The sequence below is a fragment of the Haloechinothrix halophila YIM 93223 genome (assembly GCF_000504245.1).
GTDB classification, from domain to species: domain Bacteria; phylum Actinomycetota; class Actinomycetes; order Mycobacteriales; family Pseudonocardiaceae; genus Haloechinothrix_A; species Haloechinothrix_A halophila.
In genome coordinates, this window is record NZ_KI632509.1 from 1,112,947 (window position 1) to 1,132,987 (window position 20,041).

16 protein-coding genes are annotated in these 20,041 nt (G+C 68.5%); 14 read left to right on the top strand and 2 right to left on the bottom strand.

Annotated features, from left to right (window positions below; genetic code table 11):
• Positions 1-246: 246 nt before the first annotated feature.
• Entirely contained in the window at positions 247-1,086 is an 840-nt protein-coding gene (locus tag AMYHA_RS05210) for an HAD family hydrolase (protein ID WP_034268517.1), read from the bottom strand.
• A gap of 282 nt (positions 1,087-1,368) precedes the next feature.
• On the opposite strand from AMYHA_RS05210, the gene ssd reads away from it, so the two are divergent.
• The 8 genes from ssd (at position 1,369) to AMYHA_RS05250 (ending at position 7,130) form a co-directional block, all read left to right on the top strand.
• Positions 1,369-2,448 carry a septum site-determining protein Ssd gene (gene ssd / locus AMYHA_RS05215; protein WP_034268520.1) on the top strand — a complete coding sequence of 360 codons (1,080 nt, stop codon included), beginning with the start codon at positions 1,369-1,371 and terminating at the stop codon, positions 2,446-2,448.
• Entirely contained in the window at positions 2,448-3,608 is a 1,161-nt protein-coding gene (locus tag AMYHA_RS05220; RefSeq protein ID WP_034268523.1) for a TadA family conjugal transfer-associated ATPase, read from the top strand. The genes ssd and AMYHA_RS05220 overlap by 1 nt, the downstream gene beginning before the upstream one ends.
• Complete coding sequence (locus AMYHA_RS05225) at positions 3,602-4,441, top strand: type II secretion system F family protein (protein ID WP_034268526.1); 840 nt, start codon at positions 3,602-3,604, stop codon at positions 4,439-4,441. Before AMYHA_RS05220 ends, AMYHA_RS05225 begins: the two co-directional genes overlap by 7 nt.
• Before the next feature lie 128 nt (positions 4,442-4,569).
• Positions 4,570-5,052: a type II secretion system F family protein gene (locus tag AMYHA_RS05230; protein ID WP_231104634.1), complete on the top strand. Its 483-nt coding sequence runs from the start codon at positions 4,570-4,572 to the stop codon at positions 5,050-5,052.
• Between the two features lie 68 nt (positions 5,053-5,120).
• Positions 5,121-5,450 (top strand): DUF4244 domain-containing protein, encoded by a 330-nt coding sequence (locus tag AMYHA_RS28255; protein ID WP_330759429.1) that lies wholly within the window; start codon positions 5,121-5,123, stop codon positions 5,448-5,450.
• Positions 5,450-5,839 carry a TadE family type IV pilus minor pilin gene (locus AMYHA_RS05240; RefSeq protein ID WP_034268531.1) on the top strand — a complete coding sequence of 130 codons (390 nt, stop codon included), beginning with the start codon at positions 5,450-5,452 and terminating at the stop codon, positions 5,837-5,839. Before AMYHA_RS28255 ends, AMYHA_RS05240 begins: the two co-directional genes overlap by 1 nt.
• Entirely contained in the window at positions 5,836-6,228 is a 393-nt protein-coding gene (locus AMYHA_RS05245; protein WP_051399559.1) for an Rv3654c family TadE-like protein, read from the top strand. The genes AMYHA_RS05240 and AMYHA_RS05245 overlap by 4 nt, the downstream gene beginning before the upstream one ends.
• A 287-nt stretch (positions 6,229-6,515) precedes the next feature.
• Complete coding sequence (locus AMYHA_RS05250) at positions 6,516-7,130, top strand: bifunctional DNA primase/polymerase (RefSeq protein WP_034268533.1); 615 nt, start codon at positions 6,516-6,518, stop codon at positions 7,128-7,130.
• Between the two features lie 92 nt (positions 7,131-7,222).
• On the opposite strand, the gene AMYHA_RS05255 is transcribed toward AMYHA_RS05250, so the two are convergent.
• A complete protein-coding gene (locus AMYHA_RS05255; RefSeq protein ID WP_231104635.1) occupies positions 7,223-9,586 on the bottom strand; it encodes a DEAD/DEAH box helicase in 2,364 nt (787 codons plus the stop codon).
• A gap of 197 nt (positions 9,587-9,783) precedes the next feature.
• Here AMYHA_RS05255 and AMYHA_RS05260 point away from each other — a divergent pair, with 197 nt between their 5' ends.
• From AMYHA_RS05260 to AMYHA_RS05285, 6 genes are all read left to right on the top strand, one after another.
• A complete protein-coding gene (locus tag AMYHA_RS05260) occupies positions 9,784-12,036 on the top strand; it encodes a sodium-translocating pyrophosphatase (protein WP_034268535.1) in 2,253 nt (750 codons plus the stop codon).
• 124 nt (positions 12,037-12,160) lie between these two features.
• Positions 12,161-12,787, top strand: a complete 627-nt coding sequence (locus AMYHA_RS05265; RefSeq protein WP_034268538.1) for a hypothetical protein — start codon at positions 12,161-12,163, stop codon at positions 12,785-12,787.
• A 261-nt stretch (positions 12,788-13,048) separates the two neighbouring features.
• Positions 13,049-15,814 carry a type I DNA topoisomerase gene (gene topA / locus AMYHA_RS05270; RefSeq protein ID WP_034268541.1) on the top strand — a complete coding sequence of 922 codons (2,766 nt, stop codon included), beginning with the start codon at positions 13,049-13,051 and terminating at the stop codon, positions 15,812-15,814.
• Positions 15,815-15,979: 165 nt separating this feature from the next.
• Entirely contained in the window at positions 15,980-16,504 is a 525-nt protein-coding gene (locus tag AMYHA_RS05275) for a hypothetical protein (protein WP_157361828.1), read from the top strand.
• A gap of 244 nt (positions 16,505-16,748) precedes the next feature.
• A complete protein-coding gene (locus tag AMYHA_RS05280; RefSeq protein WP_269189777.1) occupies positions 16,749-18,866 on the top strand; it encodes an MFS transporter in 2,118 nt (705 codons plus the stop codon).
• Positions 18,863-20,008, top strand: a complete 1,146-nt coding sequence (locus AMYHA_RS05285) for a DNA polymerase III subunit delta' (protein WP_051399560.1) — start codon at positions 18,863-18,865, stop codon at positions 20,006-20,008. The genes AMYHA_RS05280 and AMYHA_RS05285 overlap by 4 nt, the downstream gene beginning before the upstream one ends.
• Positions 20,009-20,041: the final 33 nt, after the last annotated feature.

The window sequence follows — 20,041 nt, forward strand, 5'->3', positions numbered from 1 at the left end:
CACGGAGACCTGGCGGGGTGGACCAGCCTTATCTCCGACTGCTCCCTGGCCGATCAGGTGTCCGCACCTCTCTTTCTACCCAGTGACAGCGGCCACTTCAAGGCCGCGAACGGGTGCACCGGTCAAGAGGTCGTTCGGTAGTGACTTCAGCGCGTTCGCGGACTAGGATTCCTGTTCTGCGCGTGGCAAAATAGCTGCTCAGCGCACCGTTGGTCACTTTTTCACCAGCAGTCGTCCTAACCGGCGTTAAGGGTCCTGGTGACGTCGGTTCTTCACCCCGTACCAGGTCACTCCTGCCACAGCGAGCGCTCCGACGCCGACGCCGAGCGCGACCGCGGTCGCCGTCGGATGCGGGATCTTGGTGCGCAGCGACACCGGCCGGGAGAAGGTCAGCACAGGCCAGGCCCGCTCCTGCGCGAGCTTGCGCAGCTGCTTGTCCGGGTTCACAGCGCACGGCCTGCCGACGGCCTCAAGTAGTGGCAGATCCGTGCTGGAATCCGAGTAGGCGGCACACCGATCGAGGTCGTAGCCGCGTTCCGTCGCGAGTTGCCGCGCCGCCCGTGCCTTCTCTTCCCCGAAGCAGTAGAACTCCACCTCACCGGAGTATCGGCCGTCGATGACCTCCATCCGCGTCGAGACGCTGAAGTCCGCGCCCAGCATCTCCGCGACCGGTGAGACCACCTCTTCGCCGGTTGCCGATAACACGATCACGTCGTCGCCCTCCGCCTTATGCGCCGCGATCAACTCGGCGGCCTCGGCGTAGATGAGTGGGTCGACGACGTCGTGCAGAGTCTCGTTGACGATGGCGCTGATCTGCGCGACGTCCCAGCCGACGCAGAGTGCGGAGACCTGCGAGCGGAGCCGTTCCGTGTGCTGCTGGTCCGCGCCTGCGATGGAGAACATCAGCTGCGCGTAGGCGCTCTTGAGTGCGGCTTTTCGGTTGATGAGGCCCTGCTTGAGCAGTGGCTTGCTGAAGGCGAGCGCGCTGGAGGACGCGATGATCGTCTTGTCGAGATCGAAGAATGCGGCGACACCGGACCTGTTGCCGGTGTCCTCCTGCTGCTCACCTGCGGGCGCGTCGAACATGGCGCAAGCATAGAAGTTCGGCGGGCACCGTGGAGGACGTCTTACTGGCGTCTCATGCCACAAGCGTTCTTCACAGCACGTTCATTCGCCGCCCACTCTGGTTATCCACAGGTCAGCCCCGTTATCCACAACTGAGGGAATCGGACATTTTGCCGCTCGGGGGGCCGCAGGTGAGAGTGAAAGCACAGCCGCGCCGCGTCGCACGTCGGCATTAGGCCCAGGTTCGCGATTCAGCTCAGATCAGCTCACTCCACGGACAGCCTCAACAGAACTGGGGGAAGTATGTCCAATTCCAGGCCACTCGTCGCCGTCAGCGCGGAAAGCGTGCTCGATGAGATCGTGCGCATCGCCGCCGCAGCGGGGTGCGAACTCGACTGCGTGCCCGACCTCATCGCCGCGCGGACGAGATGGACACGCGCGCCGCTCGTGCTCGTTGACGCCGCAATGCTCAGCGACGATGACGCGGGCCAACTACCGAAGCGTGGCGGTGTCGTGCTGGTTACCGATCAGCCCCTCGACGTCGTGAGCTGGGAGGCGGCGTACGCCGCTGGCGTCGAGCGCGTACTGAGCCTGCCTGACGCAGAGTCCGAGCTCGTCGATCTGCTTGCCGACGTCGCGGAGGAACCCGCTGCGGGCAAGGGCACGGTGCTCGGCGTGATCGGCGGCAGGGGTGGCGCTGGTGCGTCGGTGTTCGCGGCGAGCGTGGCCATCGCCCATGCGGATGAAGGGGGCGACGCCTTGCTTGTCGACTTCGACGCGCTGTCGGGCGGTATCGACCTGGTGCTGGGAGCCGAACAGGCCGCTGGGCTGCGCTGGCCGGACGTCACGGTGCGTTCCGGACGGGTCTCGATGTCGGCGCTGCGTGACGCCCTGCCCGATGTGGCTGGCGGTGATGGCAGGCTGGTTGTGCTGTCGTGCGGCAGATCAGGCGATGGTCCAGCCCCGGAAGCCGCTGCCGCGGTGATCGAGGCGGGTGTGCGATCCGGCTACACGGTGGTCTGCGACCTGCCACGGGAGCTGGGCCCCGCCGGATGGCAGGTCGTCGACCTCGCCGACCTGATCGCGGTCATCGTGCCGGCCGAAGTGCGTGCATCGGCATCGGCGTACCGGCTTGTCGAACGGCTCCGGCATCGCGCGCGTCGCGTCGGCCTGGTCGTCCGGGGTCCCTCGCCCGACGCGCTGCCCGCTGATGCCGTCGCGGATGTGATCGGCGGCGAGCTACTCACTGTCATGCGCGCCGAACCACGTTTGGCAAGCGCGCTGGAGCGCGGCGAGTTCCGGCTCCGGCGCGGGGGCCCGCTGGCAGGCGGTGCCACCGACGTGCTCGCCGCGCTGCACGACGACGCGAAGGTGGCCGCCTGATGCATGCCAACCTGGTCGACCGCGTGCGCAGACGACTCGCCGATGACGGTGCCGACGTCAGCTCGGCGACGGTGGCGGCGGCCGTACGCGCCGAGTTCGGCGTCGCGGGACATGAGGACGTGTTGTCAGCGTTGCGTCAGCTCCGGCATGAGCTAGTCGGTCTCGGTCCGCTGGCGGACCTCGTCAGCGATGACGACGTCACCGACGTGCTGGTGACCGCACCGGACCAGGTCTGGACCGATGGCGCCGGTGGCTTGCGGCGCAGCTGGGTCACCTTCCCCGATGAGGCGTCCGTGCGGCGTCTCGCCCAACGACTCGCACATGCCGCGGGCAGGCGGCTCGACGACGCGCAACCTTTCGTCGACGGGTGGCTGCCAGCGGCAGCGGCCGTTGCGCGGGTCCGGTTGCATGCGGTGCTGCCACCGATCGCGGCGGAGGGGACATGTCTTTCGTTGCGGGTCCTGCGACCAGCGGCGCACAACCTCGCCGCGCTCACCGAACTCGGCACTGTGAACGCGGCGGGCGCGGCGCTGCTGCGAGCGATCATGGCGGCGCGCCTGACGCTGCTTGTCTCCGGTGGCACCGGCGCCGGTAAGAGCACGCTGCTTGGCGCGCTGCTCGGGGCGGTCGCACCGGCTGAGCGCATCGTGAGTGTTGAAGACGCTGGTGAGCTTGAGCCAGACCATCCCCAGTTCGTCCGGCTCGTCGCCCGGCCGCCGAATGTCGAAGGTGCAGGCGAGGTCACGTTGCGGGAACTGGTGCGGCAGGCGCTGCGGATGCGCCCTGACCGGCTCGTTCTCGGCGAAGTGCGGGGCGCTGAGGTCTGCGAGCTCCTTGCCGCGCTCAACACCGGCCATGAGGGCGGCGCGGGCACACTGCATGCCAACTGCCCAGCCGAGGTACCAGCCAGGCTCGAAGCGCTCGCCGCCCTCGGTGGGCTCTCGCGCGCCGGATTGCACAGCCAGGTCGCCGCGGCGGTGCGGGTCGTGCTGCACATGCGGCGGCACGGCGACCGCAGGGTGCTGGCTGAGATCGGGGTGCCGCACCGGTGCGGTGACGAGGTCGAAGTGCTGCCTGCCTGGCGCGACGGCGAATGGACCGAACACGGTGAGCTGCTGTCGCGCCTGCTCGCGCAGCGGGAGGTGGAGTTGCCGTGCTGACGGCCGCGACGGTCACCGGCGCGCTGGGGCTGCTGTGCTGGCCCTCCCACCGGGCCACGCTACGGCTGCGCGCGCTGCTAGGGGAGGTCGACACGACGTCGTGGCGCAGCCAGTGCGGTCCACGTCCAGTACGTTCGCGCCCTGTTGCCGTGGTGTCGCTCGTCCTCGTCACGTTGCCCGGGGTGCTCACCTTCGGTGTGGTGCCCACTGGTGTGCTGCTTGCGCTCGCCGGGGCCGTGGCATGGCGCTGGCGCGAGCGCTCGCGCACACGGGCACGTGTCGTGGCGATGGCTGCTGTGGCCGATGCGGTAGGCGGAATCGTCGCTGAACTGCGTGCAGGTGTGCAGCCAGCTGCTGCCGTCGAGTCCGCCGCTGCCGACCTCGACGCCCATCACGCCAGGGCAGCAGCTGAGCTGCGGGCTCTCGGTGCCGCCGCGCGTCTTGGCTGTGAGGCCATCGCACCGATCCTTGCGCGAGCCGACACCGATCCTGTGTCGCTAGCCGTCGCACGGGTTGCTCGTGGCTGGGCACTAGCTCATCGCCACGGATTGCCGCTCGCCGATGTCCTCGACGCCGTGCGGCGGGATGTGGAGTCCAGTGCGCGATTCGCGGCGCGGCTGCGAGCCATGATGGCGGGGCCGCGAGCGAGCGCGGCCGTACTGGCCGTACTGCCCGTGCTCGGCATCGCACTCGGTGAAGCCATGGGTGCGCATCCGGTGGCCGTGCTGACGACGTCCGCGGCCGGACAGTTGCTGCTCGTATGCGGTGCTGCCCTTGTGCTGGCTGGCACGGCGTGGTGTGGGCGGTTGACCCGACAGGAGGCGCTGTCGTGATCGCGCTCGCCTTGGGTGCCGCGGCTGTTGCCGTCCTGATGTTTCCGGCTCCGCGCGCCTCGCTCCTGCGCGCCCACACTCTGTTGTCTGCGAGGCGAGCGCCAGCGGAGCCATCCGCCACTGGGGTCGTGCATCGGGCTGTGCGCCGTGTCCGCCGGTATCGGTGTGAGGACTCACGTGGCCTCGCCGCGCACTGGGATCTGCTGGCCGCCTGCCTGCGTGCCGGCATGCCGGTGGCCGACGCACTCGGTGCGCTGGCCGACACCATGCCGACATCGGCGGCAGCGGGGCTGCGCCGCGCCAGCGAACTCATCGCACTGGGAGCCGCGCCCGATGAGGCATGGCGATCAGCGCTCGAGTGTCCCGCTACGGCACCGCTGGCGCGAGCCGCGTGCAGGACAGCGAGGTCTGGCAGCGCGCTCGCCGGTGCGGCTGCCGATCTCGCCGCCAGAGCACGTGCCGAGGTAGTGGAAGCGGCGCAGGAGCGCGCGCAGCGAGCGGGCGTGCTCATCACGCTTCCGCTTGGGCTGTGCTTCCTGCCTGCCTTTCTTCTGCTTGGGGTCGTTCCTGTGGTGATCGGCCTCGCCAGCACGTTGACCGTCGCGTCATGAACTAGAGGAGCGTCCACAGTGGACGTTCGCGGGAGACATTCCACCACCAATCGAGGAGGTTATCGACCATGCCTTTGTTCCCTTTGCCGCCGCAGCCGATTCCGGTGAGGCCGCAGCTGCCGAAGCAACTCCCGCTGGCGTCGCTGATCGCGCGGCGCCGCCCTGCCGGAGTGCCAACGATGACACTGCCCCCTTTGCCGACGATGCGGACCCGCACGTTGCTTGCCCGGTTGCGGGCATTGGGTGCGGACGACCACGGGATGACCACGGCGGAATACGCCATCGGCACGCTCGCGGCCGCCGCCTTCGCTGCCGTGCTTTACGGAGTCATCAGTGGTGACTCGGTTATCAGCGCGCTCACCGACCTCGTGGAACGCGCACTCTCGGTGGACTTCTGATGGCGCTGCCGCCGCGCTGCCGGGACGACACCGGGGCGGTGACCGTCGAGGCCGCGATCTCACTCGGCGCACTCGTGGCCGTGCTCACGGTGGTACTCGCCGGGCTCGCGGCGGTCACCGACCAACTTCGATGCACGGACGCCGCGCGCGAAGCCGTTCGGCTCGCGGCACGGGGCGACCCGGAGGCGGCGCGACGAGCCGTCGCCTCGATCGCTCCTGCTGATGCGAGTCTCGAGTTGGTTCCCGACGCCGACGGGTTGACCGCCGTCGTGCGCTCGACGCCGGTCAGCGGGCTGTTGCCGGGCATGCGCATCGAGGGCACCGCGTTCGCGGTCACCGAACCCGGAGTCGACTCCGCCTCGGCAATGCCCGCGGGCCCGAGCCCGTGAGGCGGAGAACCAGTGGTCACCCCGAGCCAAGCGGCGATGGCGGGTTCGCCACCGTGTGGACGGCCGGTGCTGCCCTCGCACTGTTGTCCGTGTTCGCCATGCTGATGTACCTCGGTGCCGCCGCGCACGCGAGACATCGGGCAGCCGCCGCTGCCGACCTGGCCGCACTCGGCGCGGCAGCGCGAGTCACCCACGGCGCGGGGAACGCCTGCGAGGCAGCCGCTCTCGTCGCCCGGCGCATGAATGCTGACCTGCGCTCATGCCAGGTGCGAGGCTGGGACGTCCTCGTCACGGTCCGGGTCGCCGCTGGAGTGCCGCTCGGCGACATCGGTGGGGCAGGGGCGGCCACTGCGCGGGCGCGTGCGGGGCCCGTTGAGACGCTGCGATGAGCGGTTCCACCGCCCAGGACGGGCACGAGCAAGATGCCGGTTGGACGGTCACGGCGGCGCGATGAGCGGTATCAGGCGCTGGTCAGCACGGCGTCTAACGCAGTGTCCAGTCACTGGACACGTTCGGTTGAGCCGTTAGGTACAGGTCGTTCATCGCGCTGTGACCACCGGTTATCGACACACCACTACCCGCGATCTGCAACTTGCCGTTTAGTGAGTTGTGCGAGGTCGGCAGACCGGCCCCGCGAGCGAAGGCCCAACGAAGGGCAGGAGGCAGGAACAGCGAGATGAACAATCCGACGATCGGCATCGACAGCGTCTCGTGGCGCGATGCGTTCCGTGTCGAACTCCGTGCGGAAGCCATCGGCCTCGCGACGAGGGGCTGGCCCGTCGTGCCGGGCACCTCCCCGGTGGACAACGACAGGTCCGGTCCTGTGCCGGTGCATGATGACTGGCAGGAACGTGCCGCCGCTGGCTCGCGGAACATCGTCGAGTGGTGGGGCGGCGAGGCGCATAGCATCCTCGTCGCCACTGGAACCTACGTCGACGCCGTCGAGGTGGACGCCGAACTCGGCCACCGTGCGGCCAGCTTGCTCCGCGAAACCGGCCGCCCCGCGCCAATCCTGGCAATGCCGACCGGCAAGTGGGTGTTCCTCACCGAGAGCGGCGACGTGTTGCCCGCTGAACTCGCGGCACGCCCCGGCGTCGTCTGGCACGGCATGGGCAGCTGGGTTCCGCTACCACCGACTCCGTACGAGCACGGCGTCGTGCACTGGCGGGTCAAGCCCGAGGTGTGGGAGTGGAAGCTGCCCCGCACTGGCGCGCTGCACGGCGTGCTCGCCAGGGCACTCGCCACGCTGCACGAACCCCGTGACCGCGAGCTCCACGCCCGCGCCGCATAACTGAAGACCACAAGGTGGTCGTGCTTACCGTGATATCCGCGCTGCGCTTCCCGCCCACCGGTATAGGGGATATCTCCCGCCCCCGACGTCCCCTATACCGGAAGGTCAGCGCGGACTTCCCCGAGCACGGTATCCAGCACAGCCACCGCGCCCGCCTTGTCCAGCGGTTCGTTGCCGTTCCCGCACTTCGGCGACTGGACGCAGGACGGGCACCCTGCCGGACACTCGCAGGAGACGATTGCCTCCCGCGTAGCTGCCAGCCATGGGACCAGAGCGGCATGACCGCGATCGGCAAATCCCGCGCCCCCGGGATGGCCATCATGCACGAACACCGTCGCCTCCCCGGTGTCTGCGTGCAAGGCGGTGGAGACACCGCCGATGTCCCATCGGTCACAGGTAGCGAACAGCGGTAGCAGGCCGATCGCTGCGTGTTCGGCGGCATGCAGGGAGCCGGGGATGCGCGCTGAGGTCAACCCAGCGCCCCCCGGCTCCCTGCCACTCAACAGCCTGCCACTCAACAGCTCGTCGCTGATCGTGTACCAGACCGCACGAGTGCGAAGTGTGCGCTCCGGAAGATCAAGCGGCACTTGGTCGATCACCTCGCCGGACGGCAACCGTCGCAAGTAACCCACCACCTGCGAGGTCACCGCGACCTGGCCGAGGCAGACCGTCACATCGCCGAAGACCTGCCGGGACGTCGTCTCCAACACCTCGATGTCGGTGACGTCGCGCGCCGACGTGCTCCACTCCGGATTCTCCGCGTGCACCAGGGCTATACCAGCGTCCAGATCCAGCTCGTCGACGACGAACGACGCGCCCTGGTGCAGATACACCGCGCCTTGGTGCACCGTGGCGCAGGCTGCCGCGCTGTCCACCGTGCCCAGCACCCGCGACGTCTCCGCTTCCACGATCATCACCTGGTCGTTCCCGCCACCACGGATGCCGACCTGCGCGTGCGGGCGCTGCCGCGACGTCCAGTACCAGCCGCTCGCCCGCCGTCGCAGCAGCTTGTCGTCCACCAGCGTCGCGAGGACCTCTCGCGCCGCGTCTCCGCCGAAACTCGCCAGCTCTTCCGCGCGCAGCGGCAGTTCCGCCGCGGCGCACGCCAACTGCGGGCCGAGCACGTACGGATTCGCCGGGTCGAGTACCGCAGCCTCAACCGGCCGATCAAGCACCGCGTCCGGATGGTGCACAAGGTAGGTATCCAGCGGGTTGTCGCGCGCGACGAACACCACTAGCGCGTCCTGTGTGGACCGACCGGCGCGACCCGCCTGCTGCCAGAACGACGCCAGCGTGCCCGGATAACCCGCAAGCACCACCGCGTCCAGGCCGGCGATGTCGATGCCCAGCTCCAATGCGTTGGTCGACGCCACGCCAAGCAACTCCCCGGAGAGTAGCTTCGCCTCCAGCTCGCGACGTTCCTCCGGCAAGAAACCCGCGCGATACGCCGCGACACGTTCCGGCAGCTCGGGATCGACATCGGCCAGCACCCGCCGGGTGCCAGCCGCCGTCAGCTCGGCGCCGCGCCGGGACGTCACGAACGCCAGGCTGCGGGCGCCCTCGATCACCAGGTCCGCCAGGATGCGCGACGCCTCGGCGCCCGCCGAGCGACGCACCGGCGCACCGTTCTCACCGGTGATCTCCGTCAGCAGCGGCGGCTCCCACAGCACGACGGTTCGCGCACCACGTCCCGACCCGTCCTCGGTGACCGCGACGCACTCCGTGCCGGTCAGCCGCTGCGCGAACGTCGCCGGGTCGGCCGTCGTCGCCGAGGCGAGCACGAATGTCGGCGACGCGCCGTAGTACGCAGCAACTCGCCGCAACCTGCGCAACAGCACGGCCACATGCGAGCCGAACACGCCCCGGAAGCTGTGGCACTCGTCGACGACGACGTAGTCCAGCTGCCGGAAGAACCGCGCCCAGCGCTGGTGGGCACTGAGCATCGCGTGGTGCAGCATGTCCGGATTGCTGAAGATCAGGTTCGCGTGGTCGCGCGCCCAATCCCGCTCCGGTATCGGGGTGTCGCCGTCGCACGCGGTAGCCCTGACCCGCCGCAGCCCCAGATCGGTCACCGACCGGAGCTGGTCGTTGGCTAGCGCTTTCGTCGGCGACAGGTATAGCGCGGTGCTGCGCGAGCGCGTCGTCAACGTCGACAGCACCGGAAGCTGGTAGCCGAGTGACTTGCCGGACGCGGTGCCGGTGGAGATCACCACGTGCCGCCCGTGCCAGGCGTGCTCGGCGGCCTCGACCTGGTGTGAGAACGGCCGCGCCACCCCGGATTTCCGCAATGCGGACACGACATCGTCGGGAACCCATTCGGGCCAATCCTGGTGGCGGGGCGGCCTTACTGGCAGAGTTGTGAGATGCGTCACTGGATTCTCGCCGGAAGGTATCCCGGCCAGCACCCGGCGTAGCAGCGCGCTCGCGGGTGCGACCTCGGCTTCGGCGATATCCACGAACGCGAGCTTCGCACACGACGCAGACACTCTCGGAAACCGTCGGACGTGACTGAGCGCACCGTCGTGACATCGCGCACGCGGCTACCAATAGACTCCGCCACAAATCACACCACTGTGGTGAAGATCCCACTTCAGCACGAGCGGGTGCGATGCGCTCGCGCGGTGCTGATAACTAGGCGAACACAGGAGGACGAATGTCCCGGCAGTTCCTCGCAGACAGCGTGACGCTGTCTGGAGGCGACTACGGCATCGTGGCCGTCGTCGCCGTGATCGCCCTTGCCGCACTCGCTATCGGTTATGTCCTGCTTCGGGAGGTTCTGGCCGCCGGCCAGGGCACTGAGAAGATGCAGGAGATCGCCAAGGCGGTGCAGGAAGGGGCGATCGCGTATCTGAAACGGCAGCGCAACACCCTCGGCATCTTCGGTGTCCTGGTCTTTGTGCTGTTGTTCTTCCTACCGGCGGACGACTGGGGCGAGCGCATCGGCCGCTCAGTGTTCTTCCTGGTCGGTGCCGTGTTCTCGTTCGCCATCGGATATCTGGGCATGTGGCTGGCGACGCAGGCCAACCTGCGGGTCGCCGCGGCGTCCCGGGAGTCCGGTGGCCGCGAGAAGGCGATGCGGATCGCGTTCCGCACCGGCGGCGTCGTCGGCATGATCACGGTGGGCCTCGGCCTGCTCGGCGCGGCTCTCGTTGTGCTTGTCTACGCTGGCCAGGCCCCGAAGGTGCTGGAAGGCTTCGGCTTCGGTGCCGCCCTGATCGCGATGTTTATGCGTGTCGGTGGCGGGATCTTCACCAAGGCCGCCGACGTCGGCGCCGACCTGGTCGGCAAGGTGGAGCAGGGCATCCCCGAGGACGACCCGCGCAACGCGGCCACGATCGCCGACAACGTGGGCGACAACGTCGGTGACTGCGCCGGTATGGCGGCCGACCTGTTTGAGTCCTACGCGGTGACGCTGGTCGCCGCGCTGATCCTCGGCACCGTCGCGCTCGGCGCTGACGGCCTCGTGTTCCCGCTGATTGTGCCCGCCATCGGTGTTATCACCGCCATCATCGGCGTCTACATCACCAAGGCACGCGAGAACGAGGGCGGCCTGATCACGATCAACCGCTCGTTCTACATCTCAGCTGTGATCGCGGCCGTGTTGTCCACGATCGCCGCGTTCGTGTTCCTGCCTCCCGAGTTCCTCGATGCCAATGGCAACCCGGCGATTGTCGCCACCGTGTCGGTGATCATCGGTATCGTGCTCGCCGGTGTCATCCTGTGGGTGACCGGCTACTACACCGGTACCGAGCACAAGCCGGTCCAGGACGTCGGCAAGAGTTCGGAGACCGGCCCAGCCACGGTGATCCTGACCGGCATATCGGTTGGATTCGAGTCCGCCGTCTACACCGCGCTCGTCGTCGGTGCGGCCGTCTTCGGCGCGTACCTGATCGGCGGCAGTGCCGCGCTCTTCGCCGTCGCGCTGGCGGGTACCGGTCTGCTCACCACGGTCGGTGTCATCGTCGCGATGGACACCTTCGGGCCGGTCTCCGACAACGCACAGGGCATCGCGGAGATGTCAGGCGACGTGGACGAGGAAGCCGCTGCCGTGCTCACCGAGCTGGACGCGGTCGGCAACACCACCAAGGCGATCACCAAGGGCATCGCGATCGCCACGGCCGTGCTCGCCGCGACCGCGCTGTTCGGCTCCTACCTCGCCTCCATCAACGAGGCGCTCACCGAGGCAGGTATGTCGCTGAACTTCGCCGACTACGCCGTCTTCGATCCGAAGGTGCTCGTCGGTGTGATCATCGGTGCCGCCGTGGTGTTCCTGTTCTCCGGGCTCGCCATCAACGCCGTGTCCCGTTCAGCGGGCGCGGTGGTGCGTGAGGTGCGCCGCCAGTTCCGCGACATCCCCGGGATCATGGAGGGCACGACGAAGCCCGAGTACGGCCGCGTTGTCGACATGGTGACCAAGGACGCGCAGCGTGAGCTGGCCACACCTGGTCTGCTCGCTGTGTTCGCGCCGATCGCGGTTGGTTTCGGTCTCGGCACCGGAGCGCTCGCCGGGTACCTCGGTGGCGCGATCGGTACCGGCGTGCTGATGGCGGTGTTCCTCGCCAACTCCGGTGGCGCGTGGGACAACGCCAAGAAGCTGGTCGAGGACGGCCACCACGGTGGCAAGGGCTCGGAGGCACACTCCGCGACCGTCATCGGTGACACCGTCGGCGACCCGTTCAAGGACACGGCCGGTCCCGCGATCAACCCGCTCCTCAAGGTGATGAACCTGGTGTCGTTGCTGATCGCTCCCGCCGTGGTGACCCTGACGGTCGGCGACTCCGCCTCACCGACCGCACGCGTGATCATCTCGCTGGTGTCCGTGGGCATCATTCTCGCGGCGATCATCATTGCGAAGCGCCGCTCCAGCGTCATGACCGAGGAGCCGGCCGCGAACGTGAACGCCTAGCGTTACGGCTCGACGTCTGGTGAAGGCCACCTCGGAGGCGGTGCCGCTGCCCCCGAGGTGGCCTTTCGCCCGTGCGGCGCGGCCACTAGCGCGAGATCGAACTTCTGTTCTACGATATGGCGCCGTGGCGCAGCTCTCCTTTTACTCCGCCGATGCGAGTCAGCCCAGGGTGGCCGACCTCGCGGGTGTGCTGTGCGCACACGGCAGCATTGTCAGCTTCGCGTCGAGCGCGGCGCGGCTGTCGGTCGCGGTGGACGAGCCATGGCGGGCGACGGCGCTGCGGGAGGAATTCGCGGTGCGCGGTGTCACCACGACGCTCACCACGGCGGACTGCGGTAGTCCACTGGTGCGCACCGCCTTCCGGTCAGACCTACTCTGGCTGGCAACGGCGTGGACGTCCGATGGTGCGAAGCGGGTGCCAGACGACTTCTTGCTCACCGGGGCCGTGTTGCGGCTGTGGGCGCTCGCCGCAGGCGTGCGGGAGCGACACGAAGGCAAGCGACGCACCGGGTTCCTGCTGGGGTTGGACCCCGATGAGCAGGGAACTCATCAGCCATTGCTGCGTGCGTTGCGGCAGGCTGGCCTACTGTCGGTGTCCGGTACGGGTAGCGTTGTCGGCGTTCGCACGGACTCACCCTCGGTGCGGATCACGGGCCGTGCCCGACTGCGCAGGCTGGTTGAGCTGGTGGGCGACGCTCCGATCGCGGCGGAACCGGCATGGCCGGCATCACTGGGTGCCGTGTCGGCATAGGCAGGATGGATGGTTGTGGGTCATGCTTGTCGGTCCAACCCGACAGTGCCATTGACCAGCGGTCATGCTAAAGGTGGAAAAAGGAACTCAGTGAGAAACCGCTTTACCCCTGGCATCGACGTATCGCGTGGATGGCTGGCGGGTAACCGGTTCACTGGATTGGCGTCGATGCGATTCGGTGCCGCGGCGCACTCGCGCGACGCTGTCGTGGCGGTATCGCCGCATCAGGAATCGCGCGACCGGTAAAGGAGGCTGCCAAGCGTGGCAGGATCGACACGGAGCAAGAGCGGCACGGGCGCTTCGGCTGACGGCAGGCGGCGGCTTGTCATCGTCGAGTCGCCCGCTAAGGCGCGCAAGATCGCTTCTTACCTCGGCCGCGACTACGTCGTCGAGTCGTCCAAGGGCCACATCCGTGACCTGCCGCGCGGTGCCGCCGACGTGCCTGCCAAGTACAAGGGCCAGCCCTGGGCGCGGCTCGGCGTCGACGTCGAGCACGACTTCGAGCCGCTGTACGTCGTCACGCCGGACAAGAAGTCCACGGTGACCGAACTCAAGAGCCTGCTCAAGGACGTCGACGAGCTCTACCTCGCCACGGATGGTGACCGCGAGGGCGAGGCGATCGCCTGGCACCTGATCGAAGCGCTAAAGCCGAAGGTGCCGGTGCGCAGGATGGTCTTTCACGAGATCACCGAGCACGCCATCCGCGAGGCCGCCGCGAACCCCCGCGAACTCGACAATGATCTTGTCGACGCACAGGAGACCCGCCGCATCCTCGACCGGTTGTACGGCTACGAGGTCTCGCCGGTGCTGTGGAAGAAGATCATGCCGAAGCTCTCGGCAGGCCGGGTGCAGTCGGTTGCTACCAGGATCGTCGTCGAGCGCGAGCGTGCCAGGATGCGCTTCACCTCGGCGTCGTACTGGGACATCGCCGCGACCATGTCGGCGTCGGACGGCGACGGCGGGGCGAAGTCGTTCGGCGCGCGCCTGGTCTCGGTCGACGGCAGCCGGCTGGCGACCGGCAAGGACTTCACGTCGGACGGCGAGCTGAAAGACTCCCTCACTGACGTGCGGGTGCTGGACGAGGCTGAAGCGACGCGGCTGGCCGATGCGCTCGCCGACGCCGAGTTCACCGTCGCCAGCGTCGAGTCGAAGCCCTACACCCGCAAGCCGTACGCGCCGTTCATGACGTCGACGCTGCAGCAGGAGGCCAGCCGCAAGCTGCGGTTCTCCTCCGACCGCACCATGCGGATCGCGCAGCGGTTGTACGAAAACGGCTACATCACGTACATGCGTACCGACTCGACAACGCTGTCCGACACGGCGCTGACAGCGGCGCGGGACCAGGCAACGCAGCTGTATGGCGCGGAGTACGTCTCGAAGACGCCACGGCAGTACACCCGCAAGGTCAAGAACGCGCAGGAGGCCCACGAGGCGATCCGGCCAGCGGGTGAGGTGTTCCGCACCCCCGGTGAGGTCGCCAACGAGCTCGAGTCGGACGAGTTCCGGCTGTACGAGCTGATCTGGCAGCGCACGATCGCTTCGCAGATGACCGATGCCAAGGGCACCACGATGTCCGTGCGGATCACCGGCACTGCCGCTGGAACCGGCGAGGAGTGCACGTTCGCCGCGTCCGGCCGCACCATCACGTTCGCGGGGTTCCTGCGCGCGTACGTCGAGGCCGTGGACAGTGAAGCCGGTGGCGAGGCCGATGACGCCGAGCGCCGCCTGCCGAACCTGGAGCGCGACCAGCGGGTTAACGCCGACGAGCTGGCCGCCGATGCCCACGCGACGTCCCCGCCGCCCCGCTACACCGAGGCGAGCCTGGTCAAGGCCCTTGAGGAGCTGGGCATCGGGCGACCGTCGACGTACGCCTCGATCATCAAGACGATCCAGGATCGCGGCTACGTGTGGCGCAAGGGTTCGGCGCTTGTCCCGTCGTGGGTGGCGTTCTCGGTGGTCGCGCTGATGGAGCAGCACTTCGGACGGCTGGTGGACTACGACTTCACCGCCGCCATGGAGGACGAGCTGGACCGCATCGCGGAGGGCAGGCAAGAGCGCACCGCCTGGTTGTCCGGGTTCTACTTCGGCGGCGACGTCGGACCGGCCGGTTCGGTCGGCCGCGAGGGCGGGCTGAAGAAGCTGGTCGGCTCCGGCGTCGAGGACATCGACCCGCGCGAGATCAACTCGATCCCGATGTTCACCGACGACGAGGGCAGGACAGTCTACGTGCGGGTCGGCCGATACGGGCCGTACCTGGAGCGCACCGTCACCAAGGACGGTGAGGAAACCTCCCAGCGGGCGAACCTGACGGACGAGCTGCCGCCGGACGAGTTGACCCCCGAGATCGCCGAGAAGCTGTTCGCGACGCCACAGGAGGGCCGCTCGCTGGGCACCGACCCGGTGACCGGGCACGAAATCGTCGCGAAGGATGGCCGGTTCGGCCCGTATGTGACTGAGATCCTGCCGGAGCAGGAGGAGAAGCCCGCTGAGAACGGCAAGAAGAAGACGTCGAAGGCGCGCAAGCCGAAACCGCGCACCGGGTCGCTGTTCAAGTCGATGTCGATCGAGTCGGTGACGCTGGACGATGCGCTCAAGCTGCTGTCGCTGCCGCGCGTGGTCGGCACGGACCCCGAGTCCGGTGAGGAGATCACCGCGCAGAACGGGCGGTATGGGCCCTACCTGAAGAAGGGGACCGACTCGCGCTCGCTGTCCAGCGAGGAGCAGATCTTCGACATCACACTGGACGAGGCGCTCAAGATCTACGCCGAGCCGAAGCGCAGGGGGCGGCAGGCCGCTGCCAAGCCGCCGCTGAAGGAGCTGGGCGACGACCCGCAGTCGGGCAAGACCATGGTGGTCAAGGACGGCCGGTTCGGTCCGTACGTCACCGACGGTGAGTACAACGCATCGCTGCGCAAGTCAGACAGCGTCGACGACCTGACGCCGGAGCGCGCCGCCGAGCTGCTGGCCGATAAACGCGCCAAGGGGCCAGCGCCGAAGAAGCGGAGCACCGCCAAGGCTAAGAAGTAGCGTCCGCTGCGCGCACGTCACGGATGTCGCGCCCGTGAGCCCCAGGTAGCCGGGGTGTAGCGCCCGCTGCGGCGGAACCGCATCCGTGCGGGCGATCGCTTGTGCGTGCACGGAGCGCTACGCTCGATAGTGCGCACGATCGACGGTGATTCTGGGGTGGTTGGCATGGCATCGGAAGCCGGACTGGGAAACCTTGACGGCACGCAGCCGCTGGCGCCTGCCACGCTCTATCCCGACCCGACCGCGGGTCTCGTCACCTCGGACTCCGACATCAGCGCGAGCGCGTTCGCGGCCCGCTACGACGATCTCGAGGTCCCCATCGCGCAGCCGGTCGAGGCCGATCAGGAGGCCATCAAGGCTATGACGGAGGCCGTGCTCGCCGACATCGATGAGCCCAGCACCGGCAGGTCGCGGTCGCGGCAGCACCAGACGCGCCAAGACGGGGGCGCACCGCCCGGCATGATGGCCAGGCCGCGACCCGCGAGCGCGCGGATGCGCAACGCGTTGCGTTCCTCTCAGGGCCAGGGAAACTCCGGGAACGGCATATCGCTGCCAAAGCCGACGCTGACGCCGAAGAAGACCAATTCGGGCGCCGTGATTGTCGCCATTGTTCTCATCGTGGTCTTCGGGATGATCGCACTTCAGGTAATCGGCGGCATCATCGAGGCCATCGGCGGTAGCCTGGACTGACTCGCGCGACACCGCTTCCTGCGGTGATACCGGCCACGGCCGCCCGCCCATGCGGGTAGGCCGGCCGGCGAGGGTTACCCTTGCCGAGCAGTGCCACGGTAGCGGCGGGTCACCATGGACAACCGTGCGGCCGTCGAGACGAAGTGGGGTGTGGTTCATCGCTGGGGTGCTTGGCCCGATAGACGAGAGCGGCGCGGCCACCCGAGCGGCCACCAACGCCTCCACGGTGTACCGCGCGCGTCGCGTGCTCGCGATCAAACCATTCCGCAGATTGTGGATGGTTATGTTTTTGTGCAGCACCGCCGACTGGCTGACGCTGCTCGGACTCACCGGTTTCGTCACCAAGCTGACCGAGAGCTACATGGCGCAGAACTTCGCGTTCTCCGGTGTCGTGCTCACCCTGCTGCTGCCCGGTCTGATCTTCGCACCGCTCGGTGGACTGCTCGCCGATCGTTTCGACCGCCGCAAGGTCATGGTCGTCGCCGACGTGGTGCGGTGCGTGCTGCTGCTGTCGATCGCCATCGTCGGCTCGCCGTTGTGGTTGTTCGCGGCCAACTTCATGGTCGGCTTCGCCTCGACGATGTGGATTCCGTCAAAGGAAGCCGCCGTCCCCAACCTGCTGCGCCGGCGCGACCAGGTCGAGACGGCGAACCAGCTCGGCATGGTGATGACCTACGGCTTCGCCGTGATCGCTGGTGCGGGCTCGTACGCGCTGATCACGGTGCTGCCGCAGGTGGTCGGTCTGCCGGAAGGCGCGACCGGTGAGTTCGGCATCGCGAAGTTCGTGGTGATCTGCACCGGCTTGCTCTACCTGCTCAGCGCGATCATCGTCGCGACCCGTATCCCCGAGTTGTCGCTGCGCAACGTCCACGAGTCCGCCGAGGACACCGCGAGCGCGAAGGCCGCCGAGGACACCGCGTCGGCTGGGTTCCTGCAGATGATCAAGGATGGCGCCCAGTACGTGCGCAGCACGAAGCTGGTGCGCGGCCTGCTCATCGGCATGGTGGGCGCGTTCGCGGCAGGCGGCGCGGTGGTCGGGTCGTCGAAACCGTACGCGGCGAGCCTGCTCGCCGGGGAATCCGCGTTCGGCATGATGTTCGTCTGCGTGTTCCTCGGCCTCGCTGGTGGTATGGCTGGCGCGCCGAAACTCGCGCACCGGATGCCGCACGACCGGCTGTTCGGCATCGCGATCGTGTTCGCCGGGTTCGCACTGATGGCGGTCGCCGTCGCGCCGCACCTGATTGTCGCGCTCGCCGCTGTGACGCTGGTCGGCGCGTGCGCCGGGGCGGCGTTCCTGACCGGCGTCACGATCATCGGCACCCAGGTCGACGACGCCATCCGTGGCCGGATCCACGCCATCTATCAGTCGTTGATGAAGATCATCCTCGGCGGCTCGGTCGCGGCCGTCCCGCTGCTGATCGGGTTGGTGCGGCCCAGGGTGATCAGCGTCTTCGACAACCGCATCGTCATCGACGGCACCCGGCCGGTGCTGCTCGGTGGCGGGATACTCGCCGCGCTCGTCGGCATCCTCGCCTACCGGCTGATGGATTCGCGCCGCACCGAGCCGATCATGGCGGACCTGCGCAATGTGTTGCGCCGCAGTCCGCAGCGTGCCAACGGCCTGCTTATCGCCATCGAAGGCACCACGGCCACCGACACCGCCGACCAGGCGGCCAAGCTCGCGTTGTGGCTGCGCCGCAACGTCACTCAGCCGATCGCGCTCGCTACCGACCCCGCGCTGGACGACAAGCGGCTGACGTCGATCCTGACCAACGCCTCGCTCACCGGGGCGCGTGCCCGCGCGCTCGCGGCGGCCGCCGTGCGCGCCGACATCGTGGAACGCGACGTCCGGCCAGCCCTGGACAACGGCGGCATCGTGGTGATGGAGCGTTTCGCGGACTCCTCGCTGGCGCACCTGTCCACGATCGCCGGGCTCGACGCTGGCGAGCTGGAAGGCCTCGCGGACTGGGCCACCGACCAGCTGAAGCCCGACATCACGCTGCTGCTCGACACCGAGCCGACCCCGGACGGCGACGGCGGCGCCTCCCACCAGCAGTGGCGGATGCGAGGCCTGCTGTCCGAGATGGCCGCCGCCGATCCCGACCGCTACGTCGTCATCGACGCCGACGGCCCGCCGGACGAGGTGGCAGAGCGGGTGCGGACGGCCGTCGAGGCCGTGTTGCTCCTCAAGGGCATCCGGCGGTCGCCGAGCGCGGCCGCCGCGGCACGGGACGCGCGTGAGGTGGAGGAAGCGCTGGCCGATGGCGAGTTCACGGTCGCCGATCTGGCCGAGCCGGTTGCCGACGTATCCTCCGAGGTGCCCGCGACACCGGGGCCAGCGACGAAAGGCGGTGGGTCATGAGCGTGTGGTCGCAGCTCGTCGGCCAGGAGCCCGCCGTCGAGACGTTGTCCTCCGCCGTGACCGACCCGGCGTCGATGACGCATGCCTGGCTATTCACCGGCCCGCCCGGCTCGGGACGGTCGGTCGCCGCGAAGACATTCGCCGCCGCGTTGCAGTGCGAGCAGGCGACTGGCTGCGGTGAGTGCACCGGATGCCGGACCGCACTGGCAGGCACCCACGCCGACGTACGGCTCGTGGTCCCTGAGGGGCTGTCGATCTCGGTAGCCGAGATGCGCGCACTGGTGCAGACCGCCGCGCGGCGGCCGTCTACCGGCCGCTGGCAGATCGTGATCATCGCCGACGCCGACCGGCTCACCGAGGGCGCGTCGAACGCGTTGCTCAAGGCGGTGGAGGAACCCCCATCGCGGACGGTGTTCCTGCTCTGCGCGCCATCGGACCACCCGGAGGACGTCAGCGTGACGATCCGCTCCCGGTGCCGCCTCGTCACGCTCCGCACGCCGCCGCCGGACGCGATCGCGCAGGTACTCATCGAGCGTGACGGCATCGAGGAGGAACGCGCGCGGTGGGCGGCATCGGTGTGCGGCGGGCACGTCGGCAGGGCACGCAGGCTCGCCACCGACGACGCCGCACGGCAGCGGCGCGCCGAAGTGCTGCGGATCCCCACTTCGTTGCGCAGGCCGTCGGATGTCTTCGCGGCGGCGGATGTGCTGATCAAGGCTGCTGAAGCGGACGCGGCCGAGGAAAGCAAGGAACGCGACGAGGCCGAGCGCGCCGAACTGCGTACCGCGATGGGTGGCGACGGCACCGGCAAGGGTGTCGCCGCGGCCAAGCGGTCGGCGGAGGCCGCGGTGAAGGCGCTGGAGAAGAAGCAGAAGTCGCGGGCGACGCGCACGCAGCGGGACACGCTCGATCTGGCGCTGGTCGATCTGGCCGGTTTCTACCGGGACGTGCTTGTCGTGCCGAGTGGGTCACGGTTGAACCACCCGGACCACGCGGAGCACAGCACAGAGGCGGCGCGCCGCTGGTCACCGGAGCAGGCGTTGCGCAAGCTGGAGGCCGTGCTCGCCTGTCGCGATGCGATCCTGTGGAACGTCAAGCCCCGGATCGCGGTGGAGGCGATGGTCTCCACGCTGGCGGAGTAGTCGAGACGCTCGCGGAGTAGCGCCGGGCCGAGC

Coding starts and splice junctions, on each gene's coding strand:
- AMYHA_RS05285 (WP_051399560.1), top strand. CDS start 18,863: ATGAGCGTGTGGTCGCAGCTCGTCGGCCAGGAGCCCGCCGTCGAGACG.
- AMYHA_RS05250 (WP_034268533.1), top strand. CDS start 6,516: ATGAACAATCCGACGATCGGCATCGACAGCGTCTCGTGGCGCGATGCG.
- AMYHA_RS05240 (WP_034268531.1), top strand. CDS start 5,450: ATGGCGCTGCCGCCGCGCTGCCGGGACGACACCGGGGCGGTGACCGTC.
- AMYHA_RS28255 (WP_330759429.1), top strand. CDS start 5,121: ATGCCTTTGTTCCCTTTGCCGCCGCAGCCGATTCCGGTGAGGCCGCAG.
- AMYHA_RS05220 (WP_034268523.1), top strand. CDS start 2,448: ATGCATGCCAACCTGGTCGACCGCGTGCGCAGACGACTCGCCGATGAC.
- AMYHA_RS05210 (WP_034268517.1), bottom strand. CDS start 1,086: ATGTTCGACGCGCCCGCAGGTGAGCAGCAGGAGGACACCGGCAACAGG.
- AMYHA_RS05260 (WP_034268535.1), top strand. CDS start 9,784: ATGTCCCGGCAGTTCCTCGCAGACAGCGTGACGCTGTCTGGAGGCGAC.
- AMYHA_RS05275 (WP_157361828.1), top strand. CDS start 15,980: ATGGCATCGGAAGCCGGACTGGGAAACCTTGACGGCACGCAGCCGCTG.
- ssd (WP_034268520.1), top strand. CDS start 1,369: ATGTCCAATTCCAGGCCACTCGTCGCCGTCAGCGCGGAAAGCGTGCTC.